Genomic DNA, 22340 nt, shown 5'->3' with positions numbered 1-22340 from the left:
CGCCTCGGCCGACGGCGGAGCGGATGCGGGAGGTGCGGACGCCTCCGGTGCGGACGCCGGAGACGGCGGCGGCTGGGGCGACTCCGGCGGCGGCGACTTCGGTGGCGGAGGCGACTTCGGCGGGGGCGACTTCGGTGGCGGAGGCGACTTCGGCGGGGGCGGCGACTTCGGAGGCGGCGACTTCGGCTTCTAGCCTCGTTGCAGAGGGCCCCCGATCACGGTCAGTGGTCGGGGGCCCTCGCTCGTTCCGGGCTAGTCCTCGTCGGTCAGCATCGCCTTCACCTGGCGGCGGAGGACCTTGCCGATCATGCTCCGCGGCAGCTCGTCGACGACGGTGATCCGCTTGGGCACCTTGTAGGGCGTCAGCGCCTCCCGGACGGCCTTGCGGGCGGCTGCGACGTCGAGCTGCGCGCCCGGCTCCAGGACGACCGCCGCCGCCACGGACTCGCCGCTGCGCGGATCGGGCAGGCCGACCACCGCCACCTCCTTGATCTCGGGCAGGCGGAGCAGCACCTCCTCCACCTCGGACGGCGAGACGTTGAAGCCGCCCGTGATCACGAGCTCCTTGATCCGGTCGACGATGCGCACGAAGCCGTCCTCGTCGATCGTCGCGATGTCGCCGGTGCGGAACCAGCCGTCGCCGGTGAAGGTCGCCGCCGTCTCGTCGGGCTTGCGGTGGTAGCCCCGGAACACCTGCGGACCGCGCACGACCAGCTCGCCCTGCTCGCCGGTCGCCACCTCCGTGTCGGGATCCTCGGGGTCGACGATCCGCACGTCGGTGCCCGGCAGCGGGAGCCCGACCGTCCCGGCGCGTCGCGTCGGACCGACCGGGTTGGCCATCAGGACCGGAGAGGTCTCCGAGAGGCCGTAGCCCTCGACGAGCGTGCCTCCGGTCAGCGCCTCGAACGACTCGACCAGCGCCGGGTCGAGCGGCATCGCGCCGGAGATGGCGATCTCGATGCCGCGGAGGGAGACGCCCCGCTGCTGCGCGCTGCGCGCCAGACGCTCCGCGATCGGCGGAACGGCCGGGAGGAAGGTGGCGGGGTGCTTCTTGACGACCTTCAGCACCAGCTCCGGGTCGAACTTCGGGAACAGCACCAGGCGCGCGCCCATGCTCATCGCGAAGGTGAGGCAGAGCGTCAGCCCGTAGGCGTGGAACATGGGGAGCACCGCGTAGACCACGCAGTCGCCGCGGCGGACCGTCGGCACCCAGGCGCGCGACTGGGCGGCGTTCGCCGTCAGGTTCGCGTGGGTCAGCTCGGCGCCCTTGGGCGTGCCGGTCGTGCCGCTCGTGTACTGGATGACCGCGAGGTCCTCCGCGACCGGGCGCGGGTGCGCCGGGTCAATCCGCCGGCGCAGCAGCGTCTCCCAGTCGATCGCGCCGCGGACCGGCCCGGTCAGCGCGGCGCGCGACTCCCGGGCCTTCTTCAGCGGCAGGCGGAGGGCTGCGCGCATCGAGGCGGGCATCGCGCGGGTGAGGTCGACGGCGACGACGGTCTCGACGCCGAGATCGGCCGGGAGGTCCTGCACCGTCGGCACGACGCGGTTCCAGGCGATCGCGACACGAGCGCCGTGGTCCTCGAACTGGTGGCGCAGCTCGCGCGGGGTGTAGAGCGGGTTGTGCTCGACCACCACGGCGCCGAGCCGGAGGACGGCGTAGAAGGCGACGACGTGCTGCGGGCAGTTCGGGAGGACGAGGGCGACAGGATCGCCCGCGCGGACGCCCAGGCGGCGGAGGCCCTCTGCGGCCCGCTCCACCTCGTCGGCGAGCTGGGAGTAGCTGGTCGAACGGCCGAAGAACTCGAGCGCGACCTGGTGGGGATACCGCTCGGCCGACTCGGTGACGATGTCGACGAGCGAGCCGGTCGGGAGCTCGAGCTCCGTCGGCACGCCGGGCGCGTAGCTGCGGATCCAGGGGCGGGGCGGGTGGGTGCTCACCCGCCCCACTCTAGGAGGAGGTGCCGGGGCTCAGGCTCCCTGATCCACCGCGTCCTCGATCGGGGTGGGACCGGAGACGATCTCCCACGTCTTCGCGATGGAGGTCGGCTGCGCCAGGGCGGCGATCACCGTGGCGGCGACGTCCGCTCGGGGGATGCTCCCCTTCTCGACGGAGGTGCCGAGCGTGATCGTGCCGGTGCCCTCGTCGTCCGTCAGCCCGCCCGGGCGGAGGATCGTGTAGTCGAGGCCGGAGTCGCGCAGTGCCGCGTCGGCGTCGCGCTTGGCCTCGACGTAGGCCTTCCAGCCCTCCTCCGTGTCCTCGGGGAGCGGCTCGTCCACACCGATCGCGCTGACCTGCACGAAGTGCTGGACCCCGACGATCGCGGCGGCCTTCTGGCTGAGGACGGACGCCCCCAGGTCGACGGTGCGCTTGCGCTCCGGGCCCGAGTCGGGTCCGGCTCCGGCGGTGAAGACCATGCCGTCGACGTGGCCCAGCGCCTCGGCGAAGGCCTCGGGCGTCGTGTCCTCGAGGTCGTGCACGAGCGGCTCGCCGCCCAGCCGGACGATGTCCTCGGCGTGATCGGGGTTGCGGATCACTCCGACCGACTCGTGGCCGGCGTCGTAGAGCAGGTGCAGGATCTGCTGCCCCACCTTGCCGTGGGCTCCGATGACGGCGATGCGTGTCATGGACGTTCCTCTCCTCGTCGGGGCGGGTCGCCCCGTGTTCGTGGTCCCCTCCATCCTGCCGCGGCGTCCCTGGACGCCCCCAGGCCTTGACGGCGTCCGGGCGCCGGGCCGTCAGGCGGCGAGGCGGTCGTCGCGTCCGGTGATGGCGAGCAGGCGGCTCTGGAGGGAGGCGGCGTCGTCGACCGGCACGGGCGCGGCGTAGAGGCCGCTCGCACGCAGGGTCTCCTCCTGGGGTGCGAAGAGCTCCCAGACCGCTGCGACGAGCTCCTCGTCCAGCCGCTCGTCGCTGCCGGTCGCGCGGGCGAGGTCCCAGGCGTGGACGGTCACATCGGCCGTCTGCTCCTGCAGCAGCTCGACGGCGCTGACGGTGTCGCGCCCCAGCTGCACGGTCGCCGCCGGGTCGACGGTGCGGACAGCGACGCGCAGGCGGTCGGTCACGCGGCGCCACTCGCTCCTCAGATCGGTGGCGACGGACTCGAGGCGCAGCGCCGACTCGTCGCCGCCCGAGAGGAGCGTGTGCGCGCGCTGCTGCTCGCGGACGACGTGCAGCACGAGCGCGCGCGTGTCCCACTCGGTGTCGGGCGTGGGGGCCGACCAGTCCTCGACGGCGCTCAGCCGGAGCTCGAAGGCGCGGTGGGCGCGGTCCTGCAGATCGAGCCAGCGGCTCATCTCGGCGCCGGGGCCGGTCTCGGTGGCGGTGGGGGAGTCGGGCTGCTCGTGCGTCATGGTCTCTCCGGAGCGTCGTGGTGCTCGGGTCAACCGCGAGTGGTCGGCGCTCATTCCCGGGCGCGGCGGTCGAGCGGCCGATGTCGGTGGTGCGTGGGAGCATGTCCCGAGGCATGGGCGAGCAGGACGGAGCGGCGTGAGCAGGCAGGACGGCGCGGCGTGAGCGAGCAGGACGGCACCGCATGAGCAAGCAGGACGGCACGGGGCGGCAGGTCACGACCGAGCCCTTCGACGACCCGCGCGCGAGCATCATGCACATCGACATGGACGCGTTCTTCGCCTCCGTCGAGCTGCTCGACCGGCCGGATCTGCGCGGGAGGCCGGTCATCGTGGGGCACCACGGAGCGCGCTCCGTCGTCACAGCGGCGACGTACGAGGCGCGCCGCTACGGCGTCAACTCGGCGATGCCCATGGCGGTCGCCCTCCGCCGCTGCCCGCAGGCCGTGGTCCTCGAGCCGCACATGGAGCGCTACCGCGAGGCCTCTCGCCGCGTCATGGCGATCTTCGACTCCTTCACGCCGCTGGTCGAGCGCCTGAGCATCGACGAGGCGTTCCTCGACGTCGCGGGTGCCCGCCGCATCTCGGGCTCGCCGTTCGCGATCGGCACCGAGATCCGCCGCCGGGTGCACGCCGAGCTCGGGCTGACCTGCTCGGTCGGGATCGCCAGCACCAAGTTCGTCGCCAAACTCGCCTCCGGCCGCTCCAAGCCCGACGGTCTGCTGGTCGTCCCCGCCGACGGCGTCCGCGAGTTCCTCGATCCGCTGCCCGTGAGCGCGCTGTGGGGAGTCGGCGCGAGCACGGAGGAGGCGCTCGTCCGCCGCGGTCTGCGCACCGTCGCCGACGTCGCGACCACCCCGCTGCCGTCGCTGGTGTCCGCCCTCGGCGAGGCGACCGGGAGGCGCCTGCACGCCCTGGCGAACGGGGTGGATCCGCGGCCGGTCGACACCCGCCAGATCGAGAAGAGCGCCGGACACGAGATCACCTTCGCCGACGACGTGGCCGACCCCGAGCTCGTCCGTCGTGAGCTGCTGCGGCTCTGCGACAAGGTCGCCGTGCGGATGCGCCGCTCGGGAGTGCGCTGCCGCACCGTCGCGGTGAAGGTGCGCTTCGGCGACTTCAGCACCCTCACCCGCTCCCGCACGCTCGTCGAGGCGACGGACGTGGCCCGCGTCCTCTACGAGGCCTCCTCCGCGCTGCTCGAGGCGGCCAACCCGATGCGGCGGCCCGTGCGGCTGATCGGCGTGCGCGGCGAGCAGCTGGTCGAGGGCGACGACGTCGCGTTCTCCCTGTGGAGCGACTCCGACGACTGGCGCGACGCGGAGCTCGCGGTCGACGGCGTGGCCGCCCGCTTCGGCTCCGGGGCCGTGCGTCCCGCCTCGCTCCTGTCCCGGTCGGCTCCCGAGTCGGCCAAGGGGATCGACCTCAGCGACACGCTCGCTACGCGGAACCGATCGTCAGACTGATCGGGCGGTGGTCGGAGCCGTTCGGCGGCAGGACCGCGACGGTCGCGGCGGTGACGCCGTCGGCGAGCGCGTGGTCGAGCGAGACGAGCGGCAGCAGGGACGGCCAGGTCGCCGGGAAGCCGACTCCACCCGTGCGGACGAGGCCCGCCTCCGCCAGCACCGGAGCGAACAGGTGGTCGTCCGTCGGCGTGTTGAAATCACCGATGACCAGCGTCCGCTCCGACTCGTCGTCTCGGAGAGCGGTGGCGAGGTTCGAGAGCATGGTGTCCCGCTCCTCGTGGTCGCCCGGCCGGAACGAGGCCAGGTGCACCACGAACAGGCGAGCGCTGCCGACCGGCGTGTCGACGTCGACGGCGAGCGCGCGCTCCCAGCCGAGCCCGAGGTCGAGCGGCTCCTCGTCGGTCAGCTCGGTCCTGCTCCAGACGCCGACGGTGCTCGAGACGGACGAGTACGGGTACTCGTCCGCCAGCTCGGCGTCGACCGCGTCCACGGCGTCTCCGTCGAGCTCCTGCAGCGCGATCACGTCGGGGCGGCGGGCGGCGAGCGAGGCGGCGAGCCCGCCGGCGTCGCCGCTCGTCTCGATGTTCTGGCTGACGACGGTGAACGAGCCGGAGCGCACGGCCGGCGCCGGCAGTGCGACCGGCAGCACCAGCACGCCGTAGACCATCGCCAGCACGGTGACCGCGGCCGCCGTCCGGCGCGACCGGAGGGCCGCCGCGGCCGCGATGAGGAGCAGCACGAGGAGCCCCGTCCAGGGGATCCCGACCTCGAGGACCGACAGCCAGCCGATCGGATCGGGCAGTGCGCGGTGGAAGGCGAGGAAGGCGGCGAGCACGAGGCTCGCGACCGCCACCGCGGCCGAGCGCACGGGGCGGCGGCGGCGGGTGCGGGCGGACATCCGTCGATCATGGCAGCAGGTCCCCGGAGGTCCATGGACGAGTCCTGTGCGCCCCGGCGGGCCGCTTGTCGCCGCGGAGAGCCGCGGAGTACCGTCGCACCATGCCCAACATCGCAGTCTCCCTGGCCGACACCGTCACCACCGCGGGTACCGCGACGATCTACGGCGAGCCCGTCACCGTCGACGGCGTCTCGCTCGTCCCCGTCGCCCTCCGCTGGTTCGGTTTCGGCGGAGGCAGCGGCTCCGAGGACGGCCAGGAGGGCGGCGGCGGAGGCGGCGGCGCCACGGTCATCCCGATCGGCGCCTACATCAAGGACGACCTCGGCCTGCGGTTCCAGCCGAACGTGATCTCGGTCCTCGCCGTCGGCATCCCCTTCGTGTGGGTGACCGGCAAGGCCCTCGCGCGCATCATCCGCGCCCTCAAGAAGTAGCCGGAGCGGCCCCGCGTCAGCTGGCGCGCTGCTGGCGCGCGGGGTACCACTTCTTCTTCGTCCGGCCGAAGCCGACGATCAGACGCTCGGCGTCGTCCGGCCGGCGGGGGTCGTAGATCACCGCGGCGGGCTCACCGGCCATCCACGCGTCCCCCCGCTTCAGCGGGTACTTCTGCGCGCGCTTCTCCACACCCTCGGCGGTCCGGTAGACGACCAGGAGCCTGCCCAGATCCCGTGCCGAATCGCGATCGCCGCGTGCCGGATCCGGCCCGACGACGCGCGCCGGCACCCGCGTGCCGTAGCTGAGCAGCTCGCGGCGGATCCGCGCACGGCGCTGCCAGAGCAGGGCCTGCAGCAGGACGATCAGCAGCACGGCCAGGACGACGACCACCGACCACGACATGACGTCTATGATTGCCGATGAACACGGGAGTCCGGTGCACCGGGCTGAGAGGAAGGCAGCAGCCTTCGACCGTCGAACCTGATCTGGGTCATGCCAGCGAAGGAACGTTTCGATCTCCTCTTACCAACCCGTGCCCTCCATTCGCTTCCACGAAAGGGCACGTCAGTGCAGAACACGAACGCGCAGAACACGAACGCGCAGAACACGAACGCGCAGAACATGAACGCGCAGAACACGAACGCGCAGAACCACACCTCCTCCGCCCCGGCCCGGCGCGATCTGCGCTGGCGGGTCGTCGACATCGTGGTGGCGAGCGTCGTCGCCGTCGCGAGCGGGATCGTCTTCTGGGCCTGGGGCCTGGCGACGAACGTCCTCGGCCTCGCCTTCGAGTTCCTGCCCGGGCTCGGCGGGCTCCTCGGCGGCGGCTGGCTCTTCGCCGGCGTCCTCGGCGGCCTGATCATCCGCAAGCCCGGAGCCGCGCTCTACACCGAGCTGGTCGCCGCGGCCGTGTCGGCTCTGATCGGCACCCAGTGGGGCTTCACCGTGCTGATCTCCGGACTCGTGCAGGGACTCGGCGCGGAGATCGTCCTGGCGCTCTTCCTCTACCGCAGCGGCCGTCCGCTCGTCGCGATGCTGGCCGGTGCCGGTGCCGGGCTGGCCCTCGCGATCAACGACCTGCTGTCGTACTACGCCGTCAACGACGCGCTCTTCAAGACCGTCTACGTCGCCTCCTCGATCGTCTCGGGCGCGCTCCTGGCCGGGCTGCTGTCCTGGTTCGCGGTGCGGGGGCTCGCGGCCTCGGGAGCGCTGGACCGCTTCGCCTCCGGGCGCGAGGGCCGGACGGTCGAGGGAGCCGGCGCGGGCGCTCGATGAGCGGCGCTTCCGTCCGGGCGCGGGGCTGGAGCTGGCGGCACGCGGGACGCTCCCGCGACGCCCTCTCCGGCCTCGATCTCGCGCTGGAGCCGGGGGAGCGCGTGCTGCTCCTCGGCCCCTCCGGCGCGGGAAAGAGCACGCTGCTGCACGCCCTGGCCGGCGTCCTCGGCGGGGAGGAGGACGGCTCCGCGGCGGGCGAGCTCGAGATCGACGGAGCCGCGCCGCTCACCCGGCGCGGTGTCGCGGGGCTCGTGCTGCAGGATCCGGACACTCAGGCGGTCCTGGCGCGGGTCGGCGACGACGTCGCGTTCGCCTGCGAGAACCTCGGCGTGCCGCGCGAGGAGATCCCCGCGCGGGTGCGGGAGGCACTCGGCGACGTCGGGCTCGACGTGCCGTTGGACCACTCCACCTCCGCACTCTCGGGCGGGCAGAAGCAGAGGCTCGCCCTGGCGGGTGTGCTCGCCATGCGTCCGCGGCTCCTGCTCCTCGACGAGCCCACCGCCAACCTCGATCCGGACGGTGTACGCGAGGTGCGGGCGGCGGTGGAGCGCACGGCCGCCCGCACGGGGGCGACGCTGATCGTCGTCGAGCACCGGGTCGACGTGTGGGCCGGCCTCGTCGACCGGGTCGTGGTGCTCGGGCGGGACGGCGCGGTCGTCGCCGACGGCGCTCCAGTCGAGGTCCTCGATCGAACGCACGACGTGCTCCGCGCCTCCGGCGTCTGGCTGCCCGGTGACACCCCCGCCCGGCGCGGGGCGAGCGTGCTGCCCTCGCCCGCCGCCCTGAGCGCGCACGACCTCGCCATCGGCCGGCCCGTCCTCGGGCGCCGCCGCTCGACCATCGTGGCCTCGGGGCTCGAGCTCGCCGTCGACTCCGCGCGGGCCACGGCCGTGCTGGGACCCAACGGCGCGGGGAAGTCGACCCTCGCGCTCACGCTGGCCGGTCTCCTGCCGCCGGTCGCGGGGCGGGTGACCGCCTCCGAGTCGCTCCGCGCCGGTGCGGGCCCGGAGCCGATCCGCTGGACCTCGGCTCAGCTCGCCGGACGGATCGCGATGGTGTTCCAGGAGCCGGAGCACCAGTTCCTCACCGCTCGCGTGCGCGCCGAGCTCGCGCTGGGCGCCCGCGACGAGACGGAGCGGCATCGGGCGGAGGAGCTCCTGGAGCGCCTCGGCCTCGCGCACCTCGCCGACGCCAATCCGTTCACCCTCTCCGGAGGCGAGAAGCGGCGCCTGGCCGTCGCGTCCGCCCTCACCCGGTCGCCGTCCGTGCTCGTCCTCGACGAGCCGACGTTCGGGCAGGACCGCCTGACCTGGGAGGTGCTCGTCGACCTCCTCGCCGAGCAGCGCGACGCGGGCACGGCGGTGCTCGCCGTCACCCACGACGAGGCGCTGGTCGCCGCCCTCGCCGACTCGGTCGTCACCCTCGGCGCCCGCGAGGTGGTGTCGGGATGACGCTCCTCGACTCCGTTCCCGCGCGCAGCCGGATCGCCCGGGCCAACCCGGTCGCCAAGCTCCTCGCCAGCCTGGTCATCGCGTTCGCGCTCCTCCTCACGGTCGATGCGGTCTCCGCGGCGACGGCGCTGGCGCTCGAGCTGCTGGTTCTGCCCTTCGCGGGGCTCCGGGCGGGTGAGCTCGTGCGGCGGACGGCTCCCGTCTGGATCGCGGCTCCGCTCGCCGGCCTCTCGACAGTCCTCTACGGGCGTGACAGCGGCGCCGTCTACGCGGAGTTCCTCATCGTCTCGGTCACAGAGGGATCCGTCGCCCTCGGGCTGGCCATCGCGCTGCGCGTCCTGGCGATCGGACTGCCGAGCGTGGTCCTCATCGCCACCACCGACCCGACGGACCTGGCGGACGGCCTCGCGCAGATCCTGCGCCTGCCCTCGCGCTTCGTGCTCGGCGCTCTCGCCGGCATGCGGCTCGTCGGTCTGCTCGTCGACGACTGGCGCACCCTGTCGATGGCCCGTCGGGCCCGCGGGGTCGCCGACGGCCGCGGGCCGGTCGAGGCGCTCCGCAGCCTCGCGGCCCGCACGTTCTCGCTGCTCGTGCTGGCCATCCGGCGGGGGAGCAGGCTCGCGACGGCGATGGAGGCGAAGGGCTTCGGCTCCGGCGTCCCGCGCACCTGGGCGCGGCAGTCGCGCCTCGGAGCCGGCGACCTCCTGCTGCTCGCGGGCGGAGTGCTGATCGCTGCCGTCGCCGTGACCGCCGCCGTCGTCACCGGCTCCTGGAGCTTCGTCCTGCATGGCTGAGCGGATCCTGCCGCTGACGGATCACACGGCGGGCGACCTCGCCCGCTCCGTGATCGCGCGGCGTCGTCGGACGGTGCTGCTGGACGGACCGAGCGGCTCCGGCAAGTCGACGTTCGCGCGCGCGCTGGTCGAGCAGCTCCGTCTCGCGCCGGCGGCATCGTCGGTCGCGCTCGTGCGGATGGACGACCTCTACCCCGGCTGGACGGGCCTGGACCGGGCGTCGCGGGAGACGGCCGGGACGCTCGTCCGCCCCCACGGCCTCGGCCTCGAGGCGCACTGGCGGCCCTGGAACTGGGCCGCGGGGACGACGGCCGGGCGCCGCGTCGTCCGCGAGCCGCTTCTCGTGCTCGAGGGCTGCGGATCGGCCGGCGCCGCCGCGCGCCGCCACGCCGATCTGGTGGTCTGGCTCGAGGCCGACGACGAGGTGCGGCGCGTGCGCGCGCTCGAGCGCGACGGCGAGCTCTTCGCTCCGCACTGGGACGCCTGGGACCGCGACTTCCGCTCCTACTGCGCTCGGGAGCGGCCCCGGGAGAACGCCGACCTCGTGCTGGACACGGGCGGCGGGGGAGCGGTGCGCGGCTGAGGGGTCCCCTCCGAGCGCGGCGACGCGCGGATGCCGGTGGGAGGCTCGCCCTCGGCGGTGATCAGGCCCAGCCGAGCTCGTGCAGCCGGTCGTCGTCGATGCCGTAGAAGTGGGCGATCTCGTGGACGAGCGTGACGTGGATCTCGTCGCGCAGCGCGTCCAGATCGTCGCACGCGGCGAGGTGCGGCTCGCGGAACAGCACGATGCGGTCGGGCATCTCGCCGAAGCCGTAGCGCTCGCGCTCGGTGAGGGCGACGCCGTCGTAGTAGCCGAGCAGATCCAGGGTCCCGTCCTCGGGCCGGTCCTCCACGACGAACACGACGTTGTCGAGCCCGTCGACCATGTCGTCCGGGAGCGCGTCGAGCTCGGAGATCACCAGGGCTTCGAAGGCGTCCTCGTCCAGCTCGAGCATCCGGGACCTCTCTGCGTCGGCGAACGCTGCCGGTCGCCGGATGTGCGAAGAGGCCCGGAGTCGGAACTCCGGGCCTCTTCCGCTGCATGCACAGCCACTGGGGTGAGTAACGGGGCTCGAACCCGCGACCTCCTAGACCACAACCAGGCGCTCTGCCAACTGAGCTATACCCACCAGGAGCGTGTTCCGGCGGGGTGACCCGCCGAAGCAACTGTACGAGAGTACTACATCCGCGAGGCGAACTCGTCCACGACGGCGGCCGACACGGCCTGCACCTCGGCGGTGCTCGGCCCCGGCTGCTCCACGAACACGGCACGGCGGTAGTACTGCAGCTCGCGGATGCTCTCGAGGATGTCGGCGAGGGCGCGGTGTCCGCCGTGCTTCTTGGGCGCGTTGAAGTAGATGCGCGGGAACCAGCGCCGTGCCAGCTCCTTGATCGTGCTGACATCGACGTTGCGGTAGTGCAGGTGGCCGTCGAGGCGCGGCATGAACTTCGCGAGGAAGGCGCGGTCGGTGCCGATCGAGTTGCCGGCGAGGGGGGCCTGCTGCTCGGCCGGGACGTGCTTCAGCACGTACTCCAGCACCTCGTACTCGGCCTCCGCGACGCTGACGCCGGAGGGGATCTCGACCAGCAGGCCGGAGGTCTCGTGCATCGACCGGACGAAGTCGCCCATGTTCTCGAGCGCGGTCGCGTCGGGCCGGATGACGAGGGAGAGCCCCTCGTCGAGCGGGTTCAGCTCGAAGTCGGTGACGACGACGGCGATCTCGACGAGCTCGTCGACGGAGAGGTCGAGCCCCGTCATCTCGCAGTCGATCCAGACAAGACGGTCGGGGGCGCTACTCATGCGGGCAGTCTATCGGCGGCCGCCGACACCCGGTCCGGCCGTCCCGCTCCTCCTACACTGGACCCTCGTGATCACGCTCGCCTGCTGCCTCCTGATCGTCAACGCCGTGTGGAACGCGATCGTCTGGCCGCCCTTCCTCCGCCGCGTCCGCAAGGACCCGCGGGCGCGCGACGCGGACGGCCGCGCGACGACCTTCCTCCGCGTGCACACGGTGCTCATCGGCGTGTCGCTCGCCCTCGCCGTGGTCTCCCTGGTCGTGGGAGTGCTGGGACTCGTCCGGGGCGCCTAGGCCCCGGCGGGCGCGGCCTCTGCGCTTCGGTATCGTGGTCGGAGTCCGCCCCCGTAGCTCAGCGGATAGAGCAGGAGCCTTCTAATCTCTTGGTCGCAGGTTCGATTCCTGCCGGGGGCACCATCGGATCGGGAGCGCGCCGGTCGCCGTCCCTAGTCTTGTCCCGGTGGCGTGCGGATCAGCGTCGACGCCTCGCGCCCGTCCTTCGACCGCGTCGCGGCCTCTCCTCGGGCGGCGCTGCGCTCCTCCGAGGAGTGACGCCCGGCACCCACGGGGTTTTCCTCCGCTCCGGTGACCCTCGGACGAGGACTCGCGGTCGCTCCACCAGTGACACACCGGCAAATCGGAGGCAACACCGGCGTGTTTCCCACCCGAAGTCGTTTGAGTGTCATTCAGGCACCTAGTCTTGGGGTGTCCGGAATTACAACGACGTAACGAACGGAGGTACGACCATGCTGCTCCTCGCCATCCTCGGTGGAATCGCCGTCGCGTGGACGATCGTCGCGGCGCCCCTCGCCGTACTGGTCGGCCGAGTCGCCCGTGCACGTGATGCACACAGCTAGTCAGTACACGCACCGCCCGCACCACGGAGAAGGCTTCGATCGCACTCGCGATCGGGGCCTTCTTCTCGTGGTCGGGAGCACTCAGACCGAGCTGCGCTCCTGGCCTCGGTCGTCGTCCGAGGCGGACCGCTCGAACCGGGCCTCGTCCGCCCGGACGACGGCCTCGTCATCGGCCGGCACGTCGTCGCGGTCTCCGTCGGCCGGAGCCGACGGCGTCGCGTCGTGCTCCGCGTCCGGCTGCGGCTCGGCGGCAGGAGCCGAGCGCTGCGGGTCGACGGGCGGCAGCTCCTCCACGGGACGCTCGCGCGACGGCACCTCCAGGCGGTCGACGTCGGCGAGCAGGCGGCGGGTCTCCTCCTGCGAGGCGTCCCCGGCCGACGCGGGGAGGACGATCGTGGGCGTCTGCGGGGCTGCAGAGCCGGAGGCGGAGCCCGCGCCGACGACGACCGGTGCGACGGCGGTCGGTGCGGCGGCCGGGGGAGCGGTGCGCTGGGGAGCGGCCTCGGCGGTGCTCGCCGCCCGATCGGACGACGGAGCGGACTCGGCGGAGCGGTCTCGACCCGTCTCCGAGAAGCGCCAGCGCTCGAGGTCGGCGAGGAAGGCCTTCCGGGCGCGCCCGGGCTTGTCCCGCCACTGCACGAGGCGGTCGCGGAACTCGCCCACGCTCGCCTGCGTCTGGTAGCCGCCGGTGCTCGACGTGTGCTTCAGCTCGGCGAGCTCGTGAGCGGCCCAGTTGGCCGCGACTCCGGAGCCCTTGACGGGCAGGAGGCGCAGGTGCGTCTCGGCCTGCGCGGATGCGCGGTCGCTGAGGACGCGCTCCGGGCTGCTGAGGACGTTCCAGGCCGAGGCGTCGACCGCGGCGTCGACGAGCGTCGCGATGACCGCGTTCTTCCGCTCGTGATCCTGCTGACGGATGAGGCGCGCGATGGACGCTCGGAAGACGGAGGCGATCACGATCGCTCCGACCACCACGGCCAGCAGGACCACAGCGGCCGTGAAGACCGCCTGGTGCCCGTCGCTCGTGCGGATCCAGGACATGAACTCGTTCCACCACTGCATGGGGCGAACGCTATCCGGGGCGGTCGCCGCCGCCCGTTCGGCACGCCGCCGACCGGGCGGATCGGCGCGTCAGGCGACGCGGAAGACCTCGATCGCGTCGTCGACGCTCCAGAACTCGCCGAGCTCGGCGCCGGCGGGCATGCCCGCACGCAGCAGCCGGGCGCGGTACCGCTCGCCGAGCGGATCCTCGACCAGCTCGATGTGACCGACCACGGCACCCGAGCCGGTGCTCACGCGCCACAGCCGGGCGTTGACCCGGGTGAGCGTCGGCGGGGTGCGGGTGGCGTGCAGCGTGGACAGGGACATCGGTTCCTCCTGCTCGAGTGTCGGAGCACCCACCGGCCGAGTGCTGTCGCAGACTACGGCCGACCACCGACATCCCCGCCGGGGCGTCAGCGCAGGGTCGTGCCGTGCACCGCGAACTCCTCGATCGCGTCGATCTCCTCCTGCGAGAGGGGGCCGGCGTCCAGCGCGGCGACGTTCTGCTCGAGCTGCGCGACGCTCGACGCGCCGATGATGGCGCTCGTGACGGTGGGCACCCGGAGCACCCAGCTCAGGGCGAGCTGGGCCAGCGACTGGCCGCGCTGCTGCGCGATCGCGTTCAGGCCGCGGGCGCGCGTCAGGTACGCCTCGTCGATCCGGTCGGAGGAGAGGAAGCGCGACGTCGCCGCACGGGACCCCTCCGGCACGGTGCCGTCGAGGTAGCGGTCCGTCAGGAGCCCCTGCGCCAGCGGCGAGAAGACGATGCAGCCGGTGCCGAGCTCGTCGAGCACGGGGAAGAGGCCGTCCTCGGGTCCGCGGTCGAAGAGCGAGTAGCGGGGCTGGTGCAGGAGGAGCGGCACTCCGCTGCCCGCCAGTGCCGCATGCGCGGCCCGGGTCTGCTCGGGCGAGTAGTTCGAGATGCCGGCGTAGAGCGCCTTGCCCGACTCCACCGCCGAGACGAGAGCGCCCATGGTCTCCTCGATCGGAGTCTCCGGGTCCGGCCGGTGCGAGTAGAAGACGTCCACGTAGTCGACGCCGATCCGCTGCAGGCTCTGGTCGAGCGAGGAGAGCAGGTACTTGCGCGAGCCGCCGTCCCCGTACGGGCCGGGCCACATGTCGTATCCGGCCTTGGACGAGATGACGATCTCGTCGCGGTACGGGCGGAGGTCCTCCGCGAGGATGCGGCCGAAGGCCGTCTCGGCGGCGCCGTAGGGCGGTCCGTAGTTGTTCGCGAGGTCGAAGTGGGTGACGCCCAGGTCGAACGCGCGGCGGAGGATCGCGCGCTGCGTGTCGAGGGAGCGGTCGGATCCGAAGTTGTGCCAGAGGCCCAGCGACAGGGCGGGCAGCAGCAGGCCGCTCCGTCCGGTGCGTCGGTAGTCCATGCGGTCGTAGCGGGCGGGGGCGGCGTCGTAGCTCACGCCGCGACTCTATTGCAGGGGGCGGATCCGCGGAATGCAGGGGGCGGTGAGCGTGTTGAACCGACTGACGCCTCCGGCACCCCGGACACGTCGACGCGACAGGAAGTGAGTCACACGCAATGCGCACATTCGTACTCGCCGGAGGATGCTTCTGGTGTCTGGACGCCGTCTACCGCGTCCTCGACGGCGTGACCGACGTCGTCTCCGGCTACACCGGCGGCCGCACGACCGAGCCCGACTACGAGGACGTCTGCTCCGGGCGCACCGGCCACGCCGAGGCCGTCGCCGTCACCTTCGACCCCGAGGTCATCCCCGAGCAGGTCGTCCTCGACGTCTTCTTCACCCTGCACGACCCGCGACAGCTGAACCGCCAGGGCAACGACGTCGGCACGCAGTACCGCTCGGCGATGTTCTACTCCTCCGACGAGGAGAAGGAGCTGTTCGAGACCGCGCGCGACCGTGCGTCCGAGTGGTGGGACGGCCCGATCGTCACCGAGATCTCGCCGCTGGGCGTCTACTACCCCGCCGAGGACTACCACCAGGACTTCTTCGCGAAGAACCCGGGCCAGGGCTACTGCATGGCGGTCGCACTGCCCAAGGTGAACAAGATCCGCAAGTCCTACTCGAGGTACATCACCGCGTCGTAACGCTCCTCCACAGGGGACGATCCGCTCGTCCTCTCCCCAGAAGGGCCCGCCTCCACCTCGGAGGCGGGCCCTTCGTCGCGACACTGGCCCTGCGGCGCCCGAGCGGTACCAGCCCCCTCCGCCCGGGCGCCGTGCCCGTCGCAGCCGTGGCGGGGCAGGAGTAGAGAGGACACGACCATGACCGACACCCTGACCGTCATCGGGACCATCGGCACCGAGCCCCGGAGCATCGACACCTCCAGCGGCACCGCGATGACCAGCTTCCGGCTCGCCTCGACGCAGCGGCGCTACGACCGCTCGGAGCAGCGCTGGGTCGACGTCTCGACCAACTGGTACACCGTCACCGCGTTCAACGGCCTGGCCGGCAACGCGCTGTCCTCCCTGTCGCGCGGCGACCGGATCCTGGTCACCGGGCGGCTCGGGGTGAGGGCCTGGGAGGCGGGAGGCAAGGCCGGTACCGATGTGGTCCTCACGGCCGAGGGCATCGGGCACGACCTCGCCTGGGGGACCAGCAGCTTCACGAAGACCGTCGGGCGCGCCTCTGCTCCCGCCCCCGCCGCCGAGCCCGCGTGGAGCGAGGAGGCGCCGCGCGAGGGCGCCGCGGCGGGGGACTGGGGCGCGTCGGGCCAAGACCGCGGTGATGCCGTGCCCGAGCCGCCGGTGGCGGCGGGCGTCGGCGGAGGCGCTCCCGGTCTCTCGGTAGGATCCGGGGAGACCCCGTTCTGATCCGGGGGACCGGAGCGAGAGCCGTCCCGGTCGGGAGGAGCCGGGCGTGACACGGAACCGAGCGGCCCGCATCGCGCTCGTGCTCGGCGGTCTCGCCGTCTGCCTCTCCGGTTGCACGTCGCCGTCGGCGCCGGACCCCGTGGTGTCCTCCTCCGCGGCCGAGGCGCCGGCACCGGCGGAGTCCGCCGCACCCGTCGCCTTCGTGCCGGGCGGGACGACGGAGCAGAACCTCCCCGTGTTCGAGCAGACCCTTCGCGCGGCGGCCGAGCCCGATCCGGAGGTGAGCGGCTCCAGCGTGGTCGACGCGCTCGTCGCGGCGGGGTTCTCCCGCGAGTCGATGCAGCTGACAGCGGACGAGACCTCGGTCGGACTCGACGCGGACTCGGTGCAGGTCTCCGTCAAGCTCGGGGAGTCGTGCCTCATCGGCCAGTACGGCCCGAAGAGCGGCGGGGTGCGGGCGGTGATCGCGGCACCGATCGCGACCGGCGCCTGCCTGGTCGGCCGGACCGTCCCGATCCAGGGCTGACGCGCCGGACCCGACCGGGAACCGCCCCGCCGTGCGCCCCGGTCGGGGTCTGAAAGGGCGAAAGGATCCTCGACGAGGCCCCTCGCCCGTCGAGTCCGAGAGCGCCCGGTGTTCGCCCGACGCTCCTGCAGGACCACTCCGACCGGTGCGGATCCGAGCGTGAGCACAGCCTCGTGCGGGCGGACCGGTCGACGATCCCGGTGGTCGGCGGCGCCCTCCCCTCCCCGGGACGCCGCTCCGCACGGTTAGGCTGCCCTGACCGACACGTGGGCCCCAGCGCGGGCACCGCGACGGACGTGCCGACAGGAGTGCTCGGCACGAGGACCACGACGAGGGGGAACTCGCCATGACCACATCCCGACCGCAGACGACGACGCGAGCGAGGTGGAGGCGCGCCGCCATCGCGGTCGCGAGCACGGCAGCCGTCGTTCTCGGAGTGACGACAGGAGCCGGAGCGGCTGCCGCAGCGGAGACGCGTTTGCAGACGAAGCCCTACCCCTACAGCTGGTCGACCACCGAGACGTTCTCGGCCGCTCAGACCGCTCCCGTGGCGGGAGATGTCACCGGGCTCGACGTCACGCTGTCCGACTCCGCCCGGCCGACGGGGAGGTACCCGGCGTTCACGACGTACAACTGGGTGATCGGCGACTACGCCCTCACAGGGTCGGTGGAACTCGACCCCGGGGATCGCACCTTCCTCATCGACCTGAAGCGGCCCCTCTCCTCGTTCGGCGGTGGGACTGTCGCCCTCCAGATCACGGCGCAGAAGCCGCCGCTGGAGGAGAAAGAGACTCCGATCGGCCAGCCGGTCGACAGCGGCTTTGAGCTGACCACGTCGGCCACCCTCTCCGTCGCCGGAGCCTCCGGCGCCGGCGGTGTCGGCGGGGTCGACCTCAGCAGCAGCGCACAGACGCTCCAGCGGAGCGCCGCGTACTTCGCGTACGAGAAGGTCGACACGGCTCTGGACGTCAAGGGTGGCGACACCGTCGTCCTCGAGTCCAACCGGGACGACTTCTACGACCTCCAGGGGCTCGCCGCCTATGTCGGTCCCAGCAGGACCGAGCGGATCCCCGCCCAGGTGAGTACGAACAGCAGACGGTCCGCGGTCACCGTGACGATCCCCTCGAGCGCCTACGACGCCTACAAGGACCGCGCCAGCAGCCTGGTCCAGGTCACCGGCGTCAGCAACGGCAGGGTGGACCAGCCCCGCGGAGCGACCATCACGTCGGACGCCGCGGTCCGCGTGACGGGAAGCGGAGCCACCACCCCGCCGGTCACGCCGACCCCGACGGCCACCGCGACCACCCCGCCGGTCACGCCGAGCCCGACCACTCCTCCGGTCACGCCCGTGCCGACCAGTACGCCGACGGCCCCGCCTGCCGGCTCGCCGGTCGTCTCGCGCATCTCGGGCACCGACCGTCAGGGCACCGCGGTCGAGGTGTCCAAGCGCACCTTCCCGGCGAACGTCCCCGTCGTCTACGTCGCCACCGGGCAGAACTTCCCGGACGCGCTCAGCGCCGGACCTGCCGCGGCCAAGGCGGGCGGGCCGCTGCTCCTGGTCGACCGCGACTCGATGAGCCAGGTCGTCCGCACCGAGCTGACGCGTCTCAAGCCCGCGAAGATCGTCGTCGTGGGCTCCGAGCTCAGCGTCGGCAGCCAGGTCTACAGCGACCTGGCCGCGTATGCGCCGAAGGGGAAGACCACACGCATCGGCGGAGTCGACCGCTACGACACCTCGAAGCTGATCCTCCAGGACGCCTTCAGGGGCGGCTCCTCGATGGCCTGGCTGGCCACGGGCGAGAAGTTCCCCGACGCCCTGAGCGCCAGCGCCGCAGCCGGCGCGAATAGCGCTCCGGTGGTGCTGACCAACGGAACCGGCTCCACGGTGGACCCCCTCACCCAGCAGATCATCAGCGGCCTCAAGGTCAGTAGCTTGACCATCGCGGGCTCCTCGCTCTCGGTCAGCGCCGGCATCGAGCGCTCGATCACGGGCCCGGTGATCACCCGCATCGGCGGGACCGACCGGTACGACACCTCGGAGAAGCTGAACAAGGCGGCCTTCACCTCGGCGAATACCGTCTACCTCGCGACCGGTGAGAAGTTCCCCGACGCCCTGGCCGGAGCCACGGCGGCGGGCTACACCGGGAGCCCGCTCTTCGCGGTCCAGCCCACCTGCGTGCCCCGGGCGGTCCTCGCCGACATCACCGCATCCAAGGCGACGCAGGTGATCCTGCTCGGCAGCACGGACACGCTGTCCGAGGCGGTGGAGCGCCTGACGCCCTGCAGCTGATCCGCACCGTCGGCCGCTGACGCGATCCGCCCTCCCCACCGGCCCGGCCGGAGCGGAGGGCGGTCCGCGTTCAGACGCTCCCTCCGACGCGGACCGGCGAGTTCCCGTTATCCTCGTCTGGTGCGGACGGTCCCGCGGCCTGCGCTCCGCGTCGGCCGGGGCCCGGCGTCCCGCCCCGGTCCGAGCCTCCGTCAGCGCCTCCGCGCGGAGCAGGGGACCGGCGGGCGACCCGACTCCGCGCAGACCGACGGACTTGAGGACTGGGCATGGCTGAATACATCTACTCGATGGTGCGCGCGCGGAAGGCGGTCGGCGACAAGCTGATCCTGGACGACGTCACCATGTCGTTCCTGCCGGGAGCGAAGATCGGCGTGGTCGGGCCCAACGGCGCCGGCAAGTCGACGATCCTGAAGATCATGGCGGGGCTGGACACGCCGAGCAACGGCGAGGCGCGGCTCAGCCCGGGCTACACCGTCGGCATCCTGATGCAGGAGCCCGAGCTCGACGAGACCAAGACGGTACTCGAGAACGTCCAGGAGGGCGTGGGCGAGATCAAGGGCAAGATCGACCGCTTCAACGAGATCTCCCTCGCGATGGCCGACCCGGACGCCGACTTCGACAGTCTCCTCGCCGAGATGGGGACCCTGCAGGAGGCGATCGACGCCGCCGACGCCTGGGACCTGGACTCGCAGCTGGAGCAGGCGATGGACGCGCTGCGCACCCCGCCGGGGGACTCCCTCGTCACCAACCTCTCGGGTGGCGAGAAGCGCCGCGTGGCGCTCACCAAGCTCCTCCTGCAGAAGCCCGACCTGCTGCTGCTCGACGAGCCCACCAACCACCTCGACGCCGAGAGCGTGCTCTGGCTCGAGCAGTTCCTCTCGAAGTACCCCGGCGCCGTGCTCGCCGTCACCCACGACCGGTACTTCCTCGACAACGTCGCGGAGTGGATCGCCGAGGTCGATCGCGGACACCTCTACCCCTACGAGGGCAACTACTCGACGTACCTCGAGAAGAAGAGCGCCCGCCTGGAGGTTCAGGGCAAGAAGGACGCCAAGCTCGCCAAGCGGCTCACCACCGAGCTCGACTGGGTGCGCAGCAACGCCAAGGGCCGTCAGGCCAAGTCGAAGGCGCGCCTGGCGCGCTACGAGGAGATGGCGGCCGAGGCCGAGAAGACGCGCGTGCTCGACTTCGAGGAGATCGTCATCCCGGTGGGCCCCCGTCTGGGCTCCCAGGTCATCGACGCGAAGAAGCTGCACAAGCAGTTCGGCGAGCGCGTCCTCATCGACGACCTCAGCTTCACGCTGCCCCGCAACGGCATCGTCGGCGTCATCGGCCCGAACGGCGTCGGCAAGACCACGCTCTTCAAGACGATCGTCGGCTTCGAGCCGCTCGACTCGGGCGACCTGAAGATCGGCGAGACGGTCGACATCTCCTACGTCGACCAGAGCCGCGGCGGCATCGACCCGCAGAAGAACCTGTGGGAGGTCGTCTCCGACGGGCACGACTACATCACCGTCGGGAAGACCGAGATCCCCTCCCGCGCCTACGTCTCGCAGTTCGGCTTCAAGGGCCCGGACCAGCAGAAGAAGGCCGGCGTCCTCTCCGGCGGCGAGCGGAACCGCCTCAACCTCGCGCTGACGCTCAAGCAGGGCGGCAACCTGCTCCTGCTCGACGAGCCCACCAACGACCTCGACGTCGAGACCCTGGGCAGCCTCGAGAACGCGCTCCTCGAGTTCCCGGGCTGCGCCGTGGTCATCACTCACGACCGGTGGTTCCTCGACCGGATCGCGACCCACATCCTCGCCTACGAGGGCACCGAGGAGGACCCGGCCAACTGGTACTGGTTCGAGGGCAACTTCGAGGCGTACGAGGAGAACAAGATCGAGCGCCTCGGCCCGGACGCGGCGAAGCCGCACCGCTCCGCGTACCGCAAGCTCACCCGCGACTGATGCGCCTGCACGTCGCCATCCCGCTGCGCTGGTCGGACTTCGACGCCTACGCGCACGTGAACAACGCCGAGATGCTGCGCCTGCTCGAGGAGGCGCGCATCCAGGCGTTCTGGAAGCCGGACTCGCCGCAGCCCGGCGGGATGGCGACGGCGGTGCTCGACGCACGGCCGGGCGCCGAGTCGATCAGCCTCATCGCCCGGCAGGAGATCGAGTACCTCGCGCCGATCCCGTACATGCGCGCGCCGATCGACGTGGAGCTGTGGATCGGGCGGATCGGCGGGGCGAGCCTCGAGGTCTGCTACGAGCTCTACTCGCCCGCCGGCGTCGTCCCGCGGGTGCTCTTCACGAAGGCGGCCACCACTCTGGTGCTGGTCACGGCCGCGACGGGCAGGCCCCAGCGCATCCCGGAGGAGCTCCGCGAGGCGTGGGGCCCCTACGTCGAGGAGCCCATCACCTTCTCGAAGCGGGGCTGAGCTCAGCCCAGGGGGACGCGGACCATGCCCTCCTGGGCGACGCTCGCCACGAGCACGCCCTCCTGCGTGTAGATGCGCCCGAGCGAGAGCCCGCGTCCGCCGGACGCGCTCGGCGCCTCCTGCACGTAGAGGAGCCACTGGTCTACGCGCGCGGGGCGGTGCCACCACATCGCGTGGTCGAGACTCGCGATCCGCAGGCCGGGCGTCGTCCAGGCCGCACCGTGCCGGCGGAGCGTGGATTCGAGGATCGTGTAGTCGCTCGCGTAGGCGAGGGCGGCGCGGTGCAGCATCGGATCGTCCGGCAGTGGTCCGAGCGAGCGCATCCACACGCTCTGGTGCGCGACCCGCTCGGGGTCGGCCCGGAGGTACACCGGCTGCTCGACGTGCCGCACGTCGAAGGGGCGCTGCGTGGCCCAGAAGCTGCCGACCGGGTGGTCGACCCCCGCGAGGATCTCAGCGGTGCTCGGCAGCGACTCCGGGTCGGGGATCCCCTCCGGCATCGGCGCCTGGTGATCGAGGCCCTCGTCCTCGGTCTGGAACGAGGCGATCATCGAGAGGATGGGGCGTCCGTTCTGGTAGGCCTGCGTCCGACGGGTGCAGAAGGAGCGGCCGTCGTGGATCCGGTCGACCGAGAACGTGATCGGCAGGGAGACGTCCCCGGGGCGGAGGAAGTACCCGTGCATCGAGTGCACGGAGCGCCCCTCGACGGTGCGACCGGCCGCGATAAGCGACTGCGCGAGGACCTGGCCGCCGAAGACCCGCCCCTCGGGCATCCACTGCGAGGGACCCGTCGAGATGTCCTCGCTGGTGCGGGCGCCGGTGTCCGTCAGGTCGAGCGCGGTGAGGAACGAGGACAGGGGATCGGGCACGGTACCTCCGGGGTGTCGGGCGGTGGGGCGAGCGGCCTCGGGTAA

General features: G+C 72.2%; 25 protein-coding genes, 2 tRNA genes and 1 riboswitch. Of the genes, 15 read left to right on the top strand and 12 right to left on the bottom strand.

All coding sequences use genetic code 11. From position 1 onward, the window contains the following. Positions 1-193: hypothetical protein (locus C5C74_RS17445; protein WP_181134685.1), on the top strand; the 193-nt coding region annotated here is incomplete at its 5' end. 59 nt (positions 194-252) lie between these two features. Here the strand turns inward: C5C74_RS17445 and C5C74_RS10280 are convergent. From C5C74_RS10280 to C5C74_RS10270, 3 genes are all read right to left on the bottom strand, one after another. Further along, on the bottom strand, positions 253-1938 hold the full coding sequence (locus C5C74_RS10280; protein WP_104261291.1) for a long-chain-fatty-acid--CoA ligase: 1686 nt from the start codon (positions 1936-1938) through the stop codon (positions 253-255). 30 nt (positions 1939-1968) lie between these two features. Beyond that, positions 1969-2625 (bottom strand): SDR family oxidoreductase, encoded by a 657-nt coding sequence (locus C5C74_RS10275; RefSeq protein ID WP_104351471.1) that lies wholly within the window; start codon positions 2623-2625, stop codon positions 1969-1971. Between the two features lie 111 nt (positions 2626-2736). Beyond that, entirely contained in the window at positions 2737-3351 is a 615-nt protein-coding gene (locus C5C74_RS10270; protein ID WP_258059445.1) for a TIGR03086 family metal-binding protein, read from the bottom strand. 182 nt (positions 3352-3533) lie between these two features. Between C5C74_RS10270 and dinB the strand changes: the two genes are divergently transcribed. Beyond that, positions 3534-4814: a DNA polymerase IV gene (dinB, locus tag C5C74_RS10265; RefSeq protein ID WP_104223726.1), complete on the top strand. Its 1281-nt coding sequence runs from the start codon at positions 3534-3536 to the stop codon at positions 4812-4814. On the opposite strand, the gene C5C74_RS10260 is transcribed toward dinB, so the two are convergent. Continuing rightward, positions 4789-5712, bottom strand: coding sequence for an endonuclease/exonuclease/phosphatase family protein (locus tag C5C74_RS10260; RefSeq protein ID WP_104351470.1), 924 nt, complete (start codon positions 5710-5712; stop codon positions 4789-4791). The genes dinB and C5C74_RS10260 overlap by 26 nt on opposite strands. A gap of 101 nt (positions 5713-5813) precedes the next feature. Between C5C74_RS10260 and C5C74_RS10255 the strand changes: the two genes are divergently transcribed. Next, a complete protein-coding gene (locus tag C5C74_RS10255; RefSeq protein WP_104223724.1) occupies positions 5814-6143 on the top strand; it encodes a hypothetical protein in 330 nt (109 codons plus the stop codon). A 16-nt stretch (positions 6144-6159) separates the two neighbouring features. On the opposite strand, the gene C5C74_RS10250 is transcribed toward C5C74_RS10255, so the two are convergent. Beyond that, positions 6160-6546, bottom strand: coding sequence for a DUF3592 domain-containing protein (locus C5C74_RS10250; RefSeq protein WP_104223723.1), 387 nt, complete (start codon positions 6544-6546; stop codon positions 6160-6162). A 14-nt stretch (positions 6547-6560) separates the two neighbouring features. Continuing rightward, a riboswitch (TPP riboswitch) is annotated at positions 6561-6668 on the top strand. Between the two features lie 97 nt (positions 6669-6765). Between C5C74_RS10250 and C5C74_RS10245 the strand changes: the two genes are divergently transcribed. The 4 genes from C5C74_RS10245 to C5C74_RS10230 are packed head-to-tail and all read left to right on the top strand — an operon-like array spanning position 6766 to position 10247. Next, on the top strand, positions 6766-7419 hold the full coding sequence (locus C5C74_RS10245; RefSeq protein ID WP_104351473.1) for an ECF transporter S component: 654 nt from the start codon (positions 6766-6768) through the stop codon (positions 7417-7419). Next, positions 7416-8870 carry an ABC transporter ATP-binding protein gene (locus tag C5C74_RS10240; RefSeq protein ID WP_104351469.1) on the top strand — a complete coding sequence of 485 codons (1455 nt, stop codon included), beginning with the start codon at positions 7416-7418 and terminating at the stop codon, positions 8868-8870. Before C5C74_RS10245 ends, C5C74_RS10240 begins: the two co-directional genes overlap by 4 nt. Further along, complete coding sequence (locus tag C5C74_RS10235; protein WP_104223720.1) at positions 8867-9664, top strand: energy-coupling factor transporter transmembrane protein EcfT; 798 nt, start codon at positions 8867-8869, stop codon at positions 9662-9664. The genes C5C74_RS10240 and C5C74_RS10235 overlap by 4 nt, the downstream gene beginning before the upstream one ends. Then, a complete protein-coding gene (locus C5C74_RS10230) occupies positions 9657-10247 on the top strand; it encodes an AAA family ATPase (RefSeq protein ID WP_219813461.1) in 591 nt (196 codons plus the stop codon). The genes C5C74_RS10235 and C5C74_RS10230 overlap by 8 nt, the downstream gene beginning before the upstream one ends. A 61-nt stretch (positions 10248-10308) precedes the next feature. Here the strand turns inward: C5C74_RS10230 and C5C74_RS10225 are convergent, their stop codons facing one another. The 3 genes from C5C74_RS10225 to orn all read right to left on the bottom strand — a co-directional run bounded on the left by C5C74_RS10225 (position 10309) and on the right by orn (position 11504). Next, complete coding sequence (locus C5C74_RS10225) at positions 10309-10659, bottom strand: metallopeptidase family protein (protein WP_104223719.1); 351 nt, start codon at positions 10657-10659, stop codon at positions 10309-10311. A gap of 98 nt (positions 10660-10757) precedes the next feature. Next, positions 10758-10833 (bottom strand) — tRNA-His (locus C5C74_RS10220). A gap of 50 nt (positions 10834-10883) precedes the next feature. After that, the gene (orn, locus tag C5C74_RS10215; protein WP_104223718.1) at positions 10884-11504 is read right to left on the bottom strand and encodes an oligoribonuclease; all 621 of its coding nucleotides are present in this window, start codon (positions 11502-11504) and stop codon (positions 10884-10886) included. A 67-nt stretch (positions 11505-11571) separates the two neighbouring features. On the opposite strand from orn, the gene C5C74_RS10210 reads away from it, so the two are divergent. Beyond that, entirely contained in the window at positions 11572-11793 is a 222-nt protein-coding gene (locus tag C5C74_RS10210; protein WP_104223717.1) for an SCO4848 family membrane protein, read from the top strand. Positions 11794-11840: 47 nt separating this feature from the next. Next, positions 11841-11916, top strand: a tRNA-Arg gene (locus C5C74_RS10205). Positions 11917-12437: 521 nt separating this feature from the next. On the opposite strand, the gene C5C74_RS10200 is transcribed toward C5C74_RS10205, so the two are convergent. The 3 genes from C5C74_RS10200 to C5C74_RS10190 all read right to left on the bottom strand — a co-directional run bounded on the left by C5C74_RS10200 (position 12438) and on the right by C5C74_RS10190 (position 14815). Next, positions 12438-13415 carry a hypothetical protein gene (locus C5C74_RS10200; protein WP_104238546.1) on the bottom strand — a complete coding sequence of 326 codons (978 nt, stop codon included), beginning with the start codon at positions 13413-13415 and terminating at the stop codon, positions 12438-12440. Positions 13416-13484: 69 nt separating this feature from the next. Beyond that, positions 13485-13721: a hypothetical protein gene (locus C5C74_RS17440; protein WP_104223715.1), complete on the bottom strand. Its 237-nt coding sequence runs from the start codon at positions 13719-13721 to the stop codon at positions 13485-13487. An 86-nt stretch (positions 13722-13807) separates the two neighbouring features. Further along, positions 13808-14815 (bottom strand): aldo/keto reductase, encoded by a 1008-nt coding sequence (locus tag C5C74_RS10190; RefSeq protein WP_104226739.1) that lies wholly within the window; start codon positions 14813-14815, stop codon positions 13808-13810. 119 nt (positions 14816-14934) lie between these two features. Between C5C74_RS10190 and msrA the strand changes: the two genes are divergently transcribed. The 6 genes from msrA to C5C74_RS10155 all read left to right on the top strand — a co-directional run bounded on the left by msrA (position 14935) and on the right by C5C74_RS10155 (position 21426). Next, positions 14935-15462, top strand: a complete 528-nt coding sequence (gene msrA / locus C5C74_RS10185; RefSeq protein ID WP_104223713.1) for a peptide-methionine (S)-S-oxide reductase MsrA — start codon at positions 14935-14937, stop codon at positions 15460-15462. Between the two features lie 177 nt (positions 15463-15639). Next, positions 15640-16188 (top strand): single-stranded DNA-binding protein, encoded by a 549-nt coding sequence (locus C5C74_RS10175; RefSeq protein ID WP_104223711.1) that lies wholly within the window; start codon positions 15640-15642, stop codon positions 16186-16188. Positions 16189-16234: 46 nt separating this feature from the next. Beyond that, entirely contained in the window at positions 16235-16714 is a 480-nt protein-coding gene (locus tag C5C74_RS10170; protein ID WP_104223710.1) for a DUF6993 domain-containing protein, read from the top strand. Between the two features lie 478 nt (positions 16715-17192). Next, positions 17193-19004: a cell wall-binding repeat-containing protein gene (locus tag C5C74_RS10165; RefSeq protein WP_104226738.1), complete on the top strand. Its 1812-nt coding sequence runs from the start codon at positions 17193-17195 to the stop codon at positions 19002-19004. 266 nt (positions 19005-19270) lie between these two features. Further along, positions 19271-20953: an energy-dependent translational throttle protein EttA gene (gene ettA, locus C5C74_RS10160; protein ID WP_104223708.1), complete on the top strand. Its 1683-nt coding sequence runs from the start codon at positions 19271-19273 to the stop codon at positions 20951-20953. Then, positions 20953-21426 carry a thioesterase family protein gene (locus C5C74_RS10155; protein WP_104223707.1) on the top strand — a complete coding sequence of 158 codons (474 nt, stop codon included), beginning with the start codon at positions 20953-20955 and terminating at the stop codon, positions 21424-21426. Before ettA ends, C5C74_RS10155 begins: the two co-directional genes overlap by 1 nt. A gap of 2 nt (positions 21427-21428) precedes the next feature. On the opposite strand, the gene C5C74_RS10150 is transcribed toward C5C74_RS10155, so the two are convergent. Then, the gene (locus C5C74_RS10150) at positions 21429-22295 is read right to left on the bottom strand and encodes an acyl-CoA thioesterase II (protein WP_244230637.1); all 867 of its coding nucleotides are present in this window, start codon (positions 22293-22295) and stop codon (positions 21429-21431) included. Between the last annotated feature and the right edge of the window lie 45 nt (positions 22296-22340).

The organism is Rathayibacter sp. AY1E8 (genome assembly GCF_002931415.1).
Taxonomy (GTDB): Bacteria; Actinomycetota; Actinomycetes; order Actinomycetales; family Microbacteriaceae; genus Rathayibacter.
The sequence above is the reverse complement of the archived record's forward strand: the minus strand, read 5'-3'. Positions and strand labels throughout refer to the sequence as shown.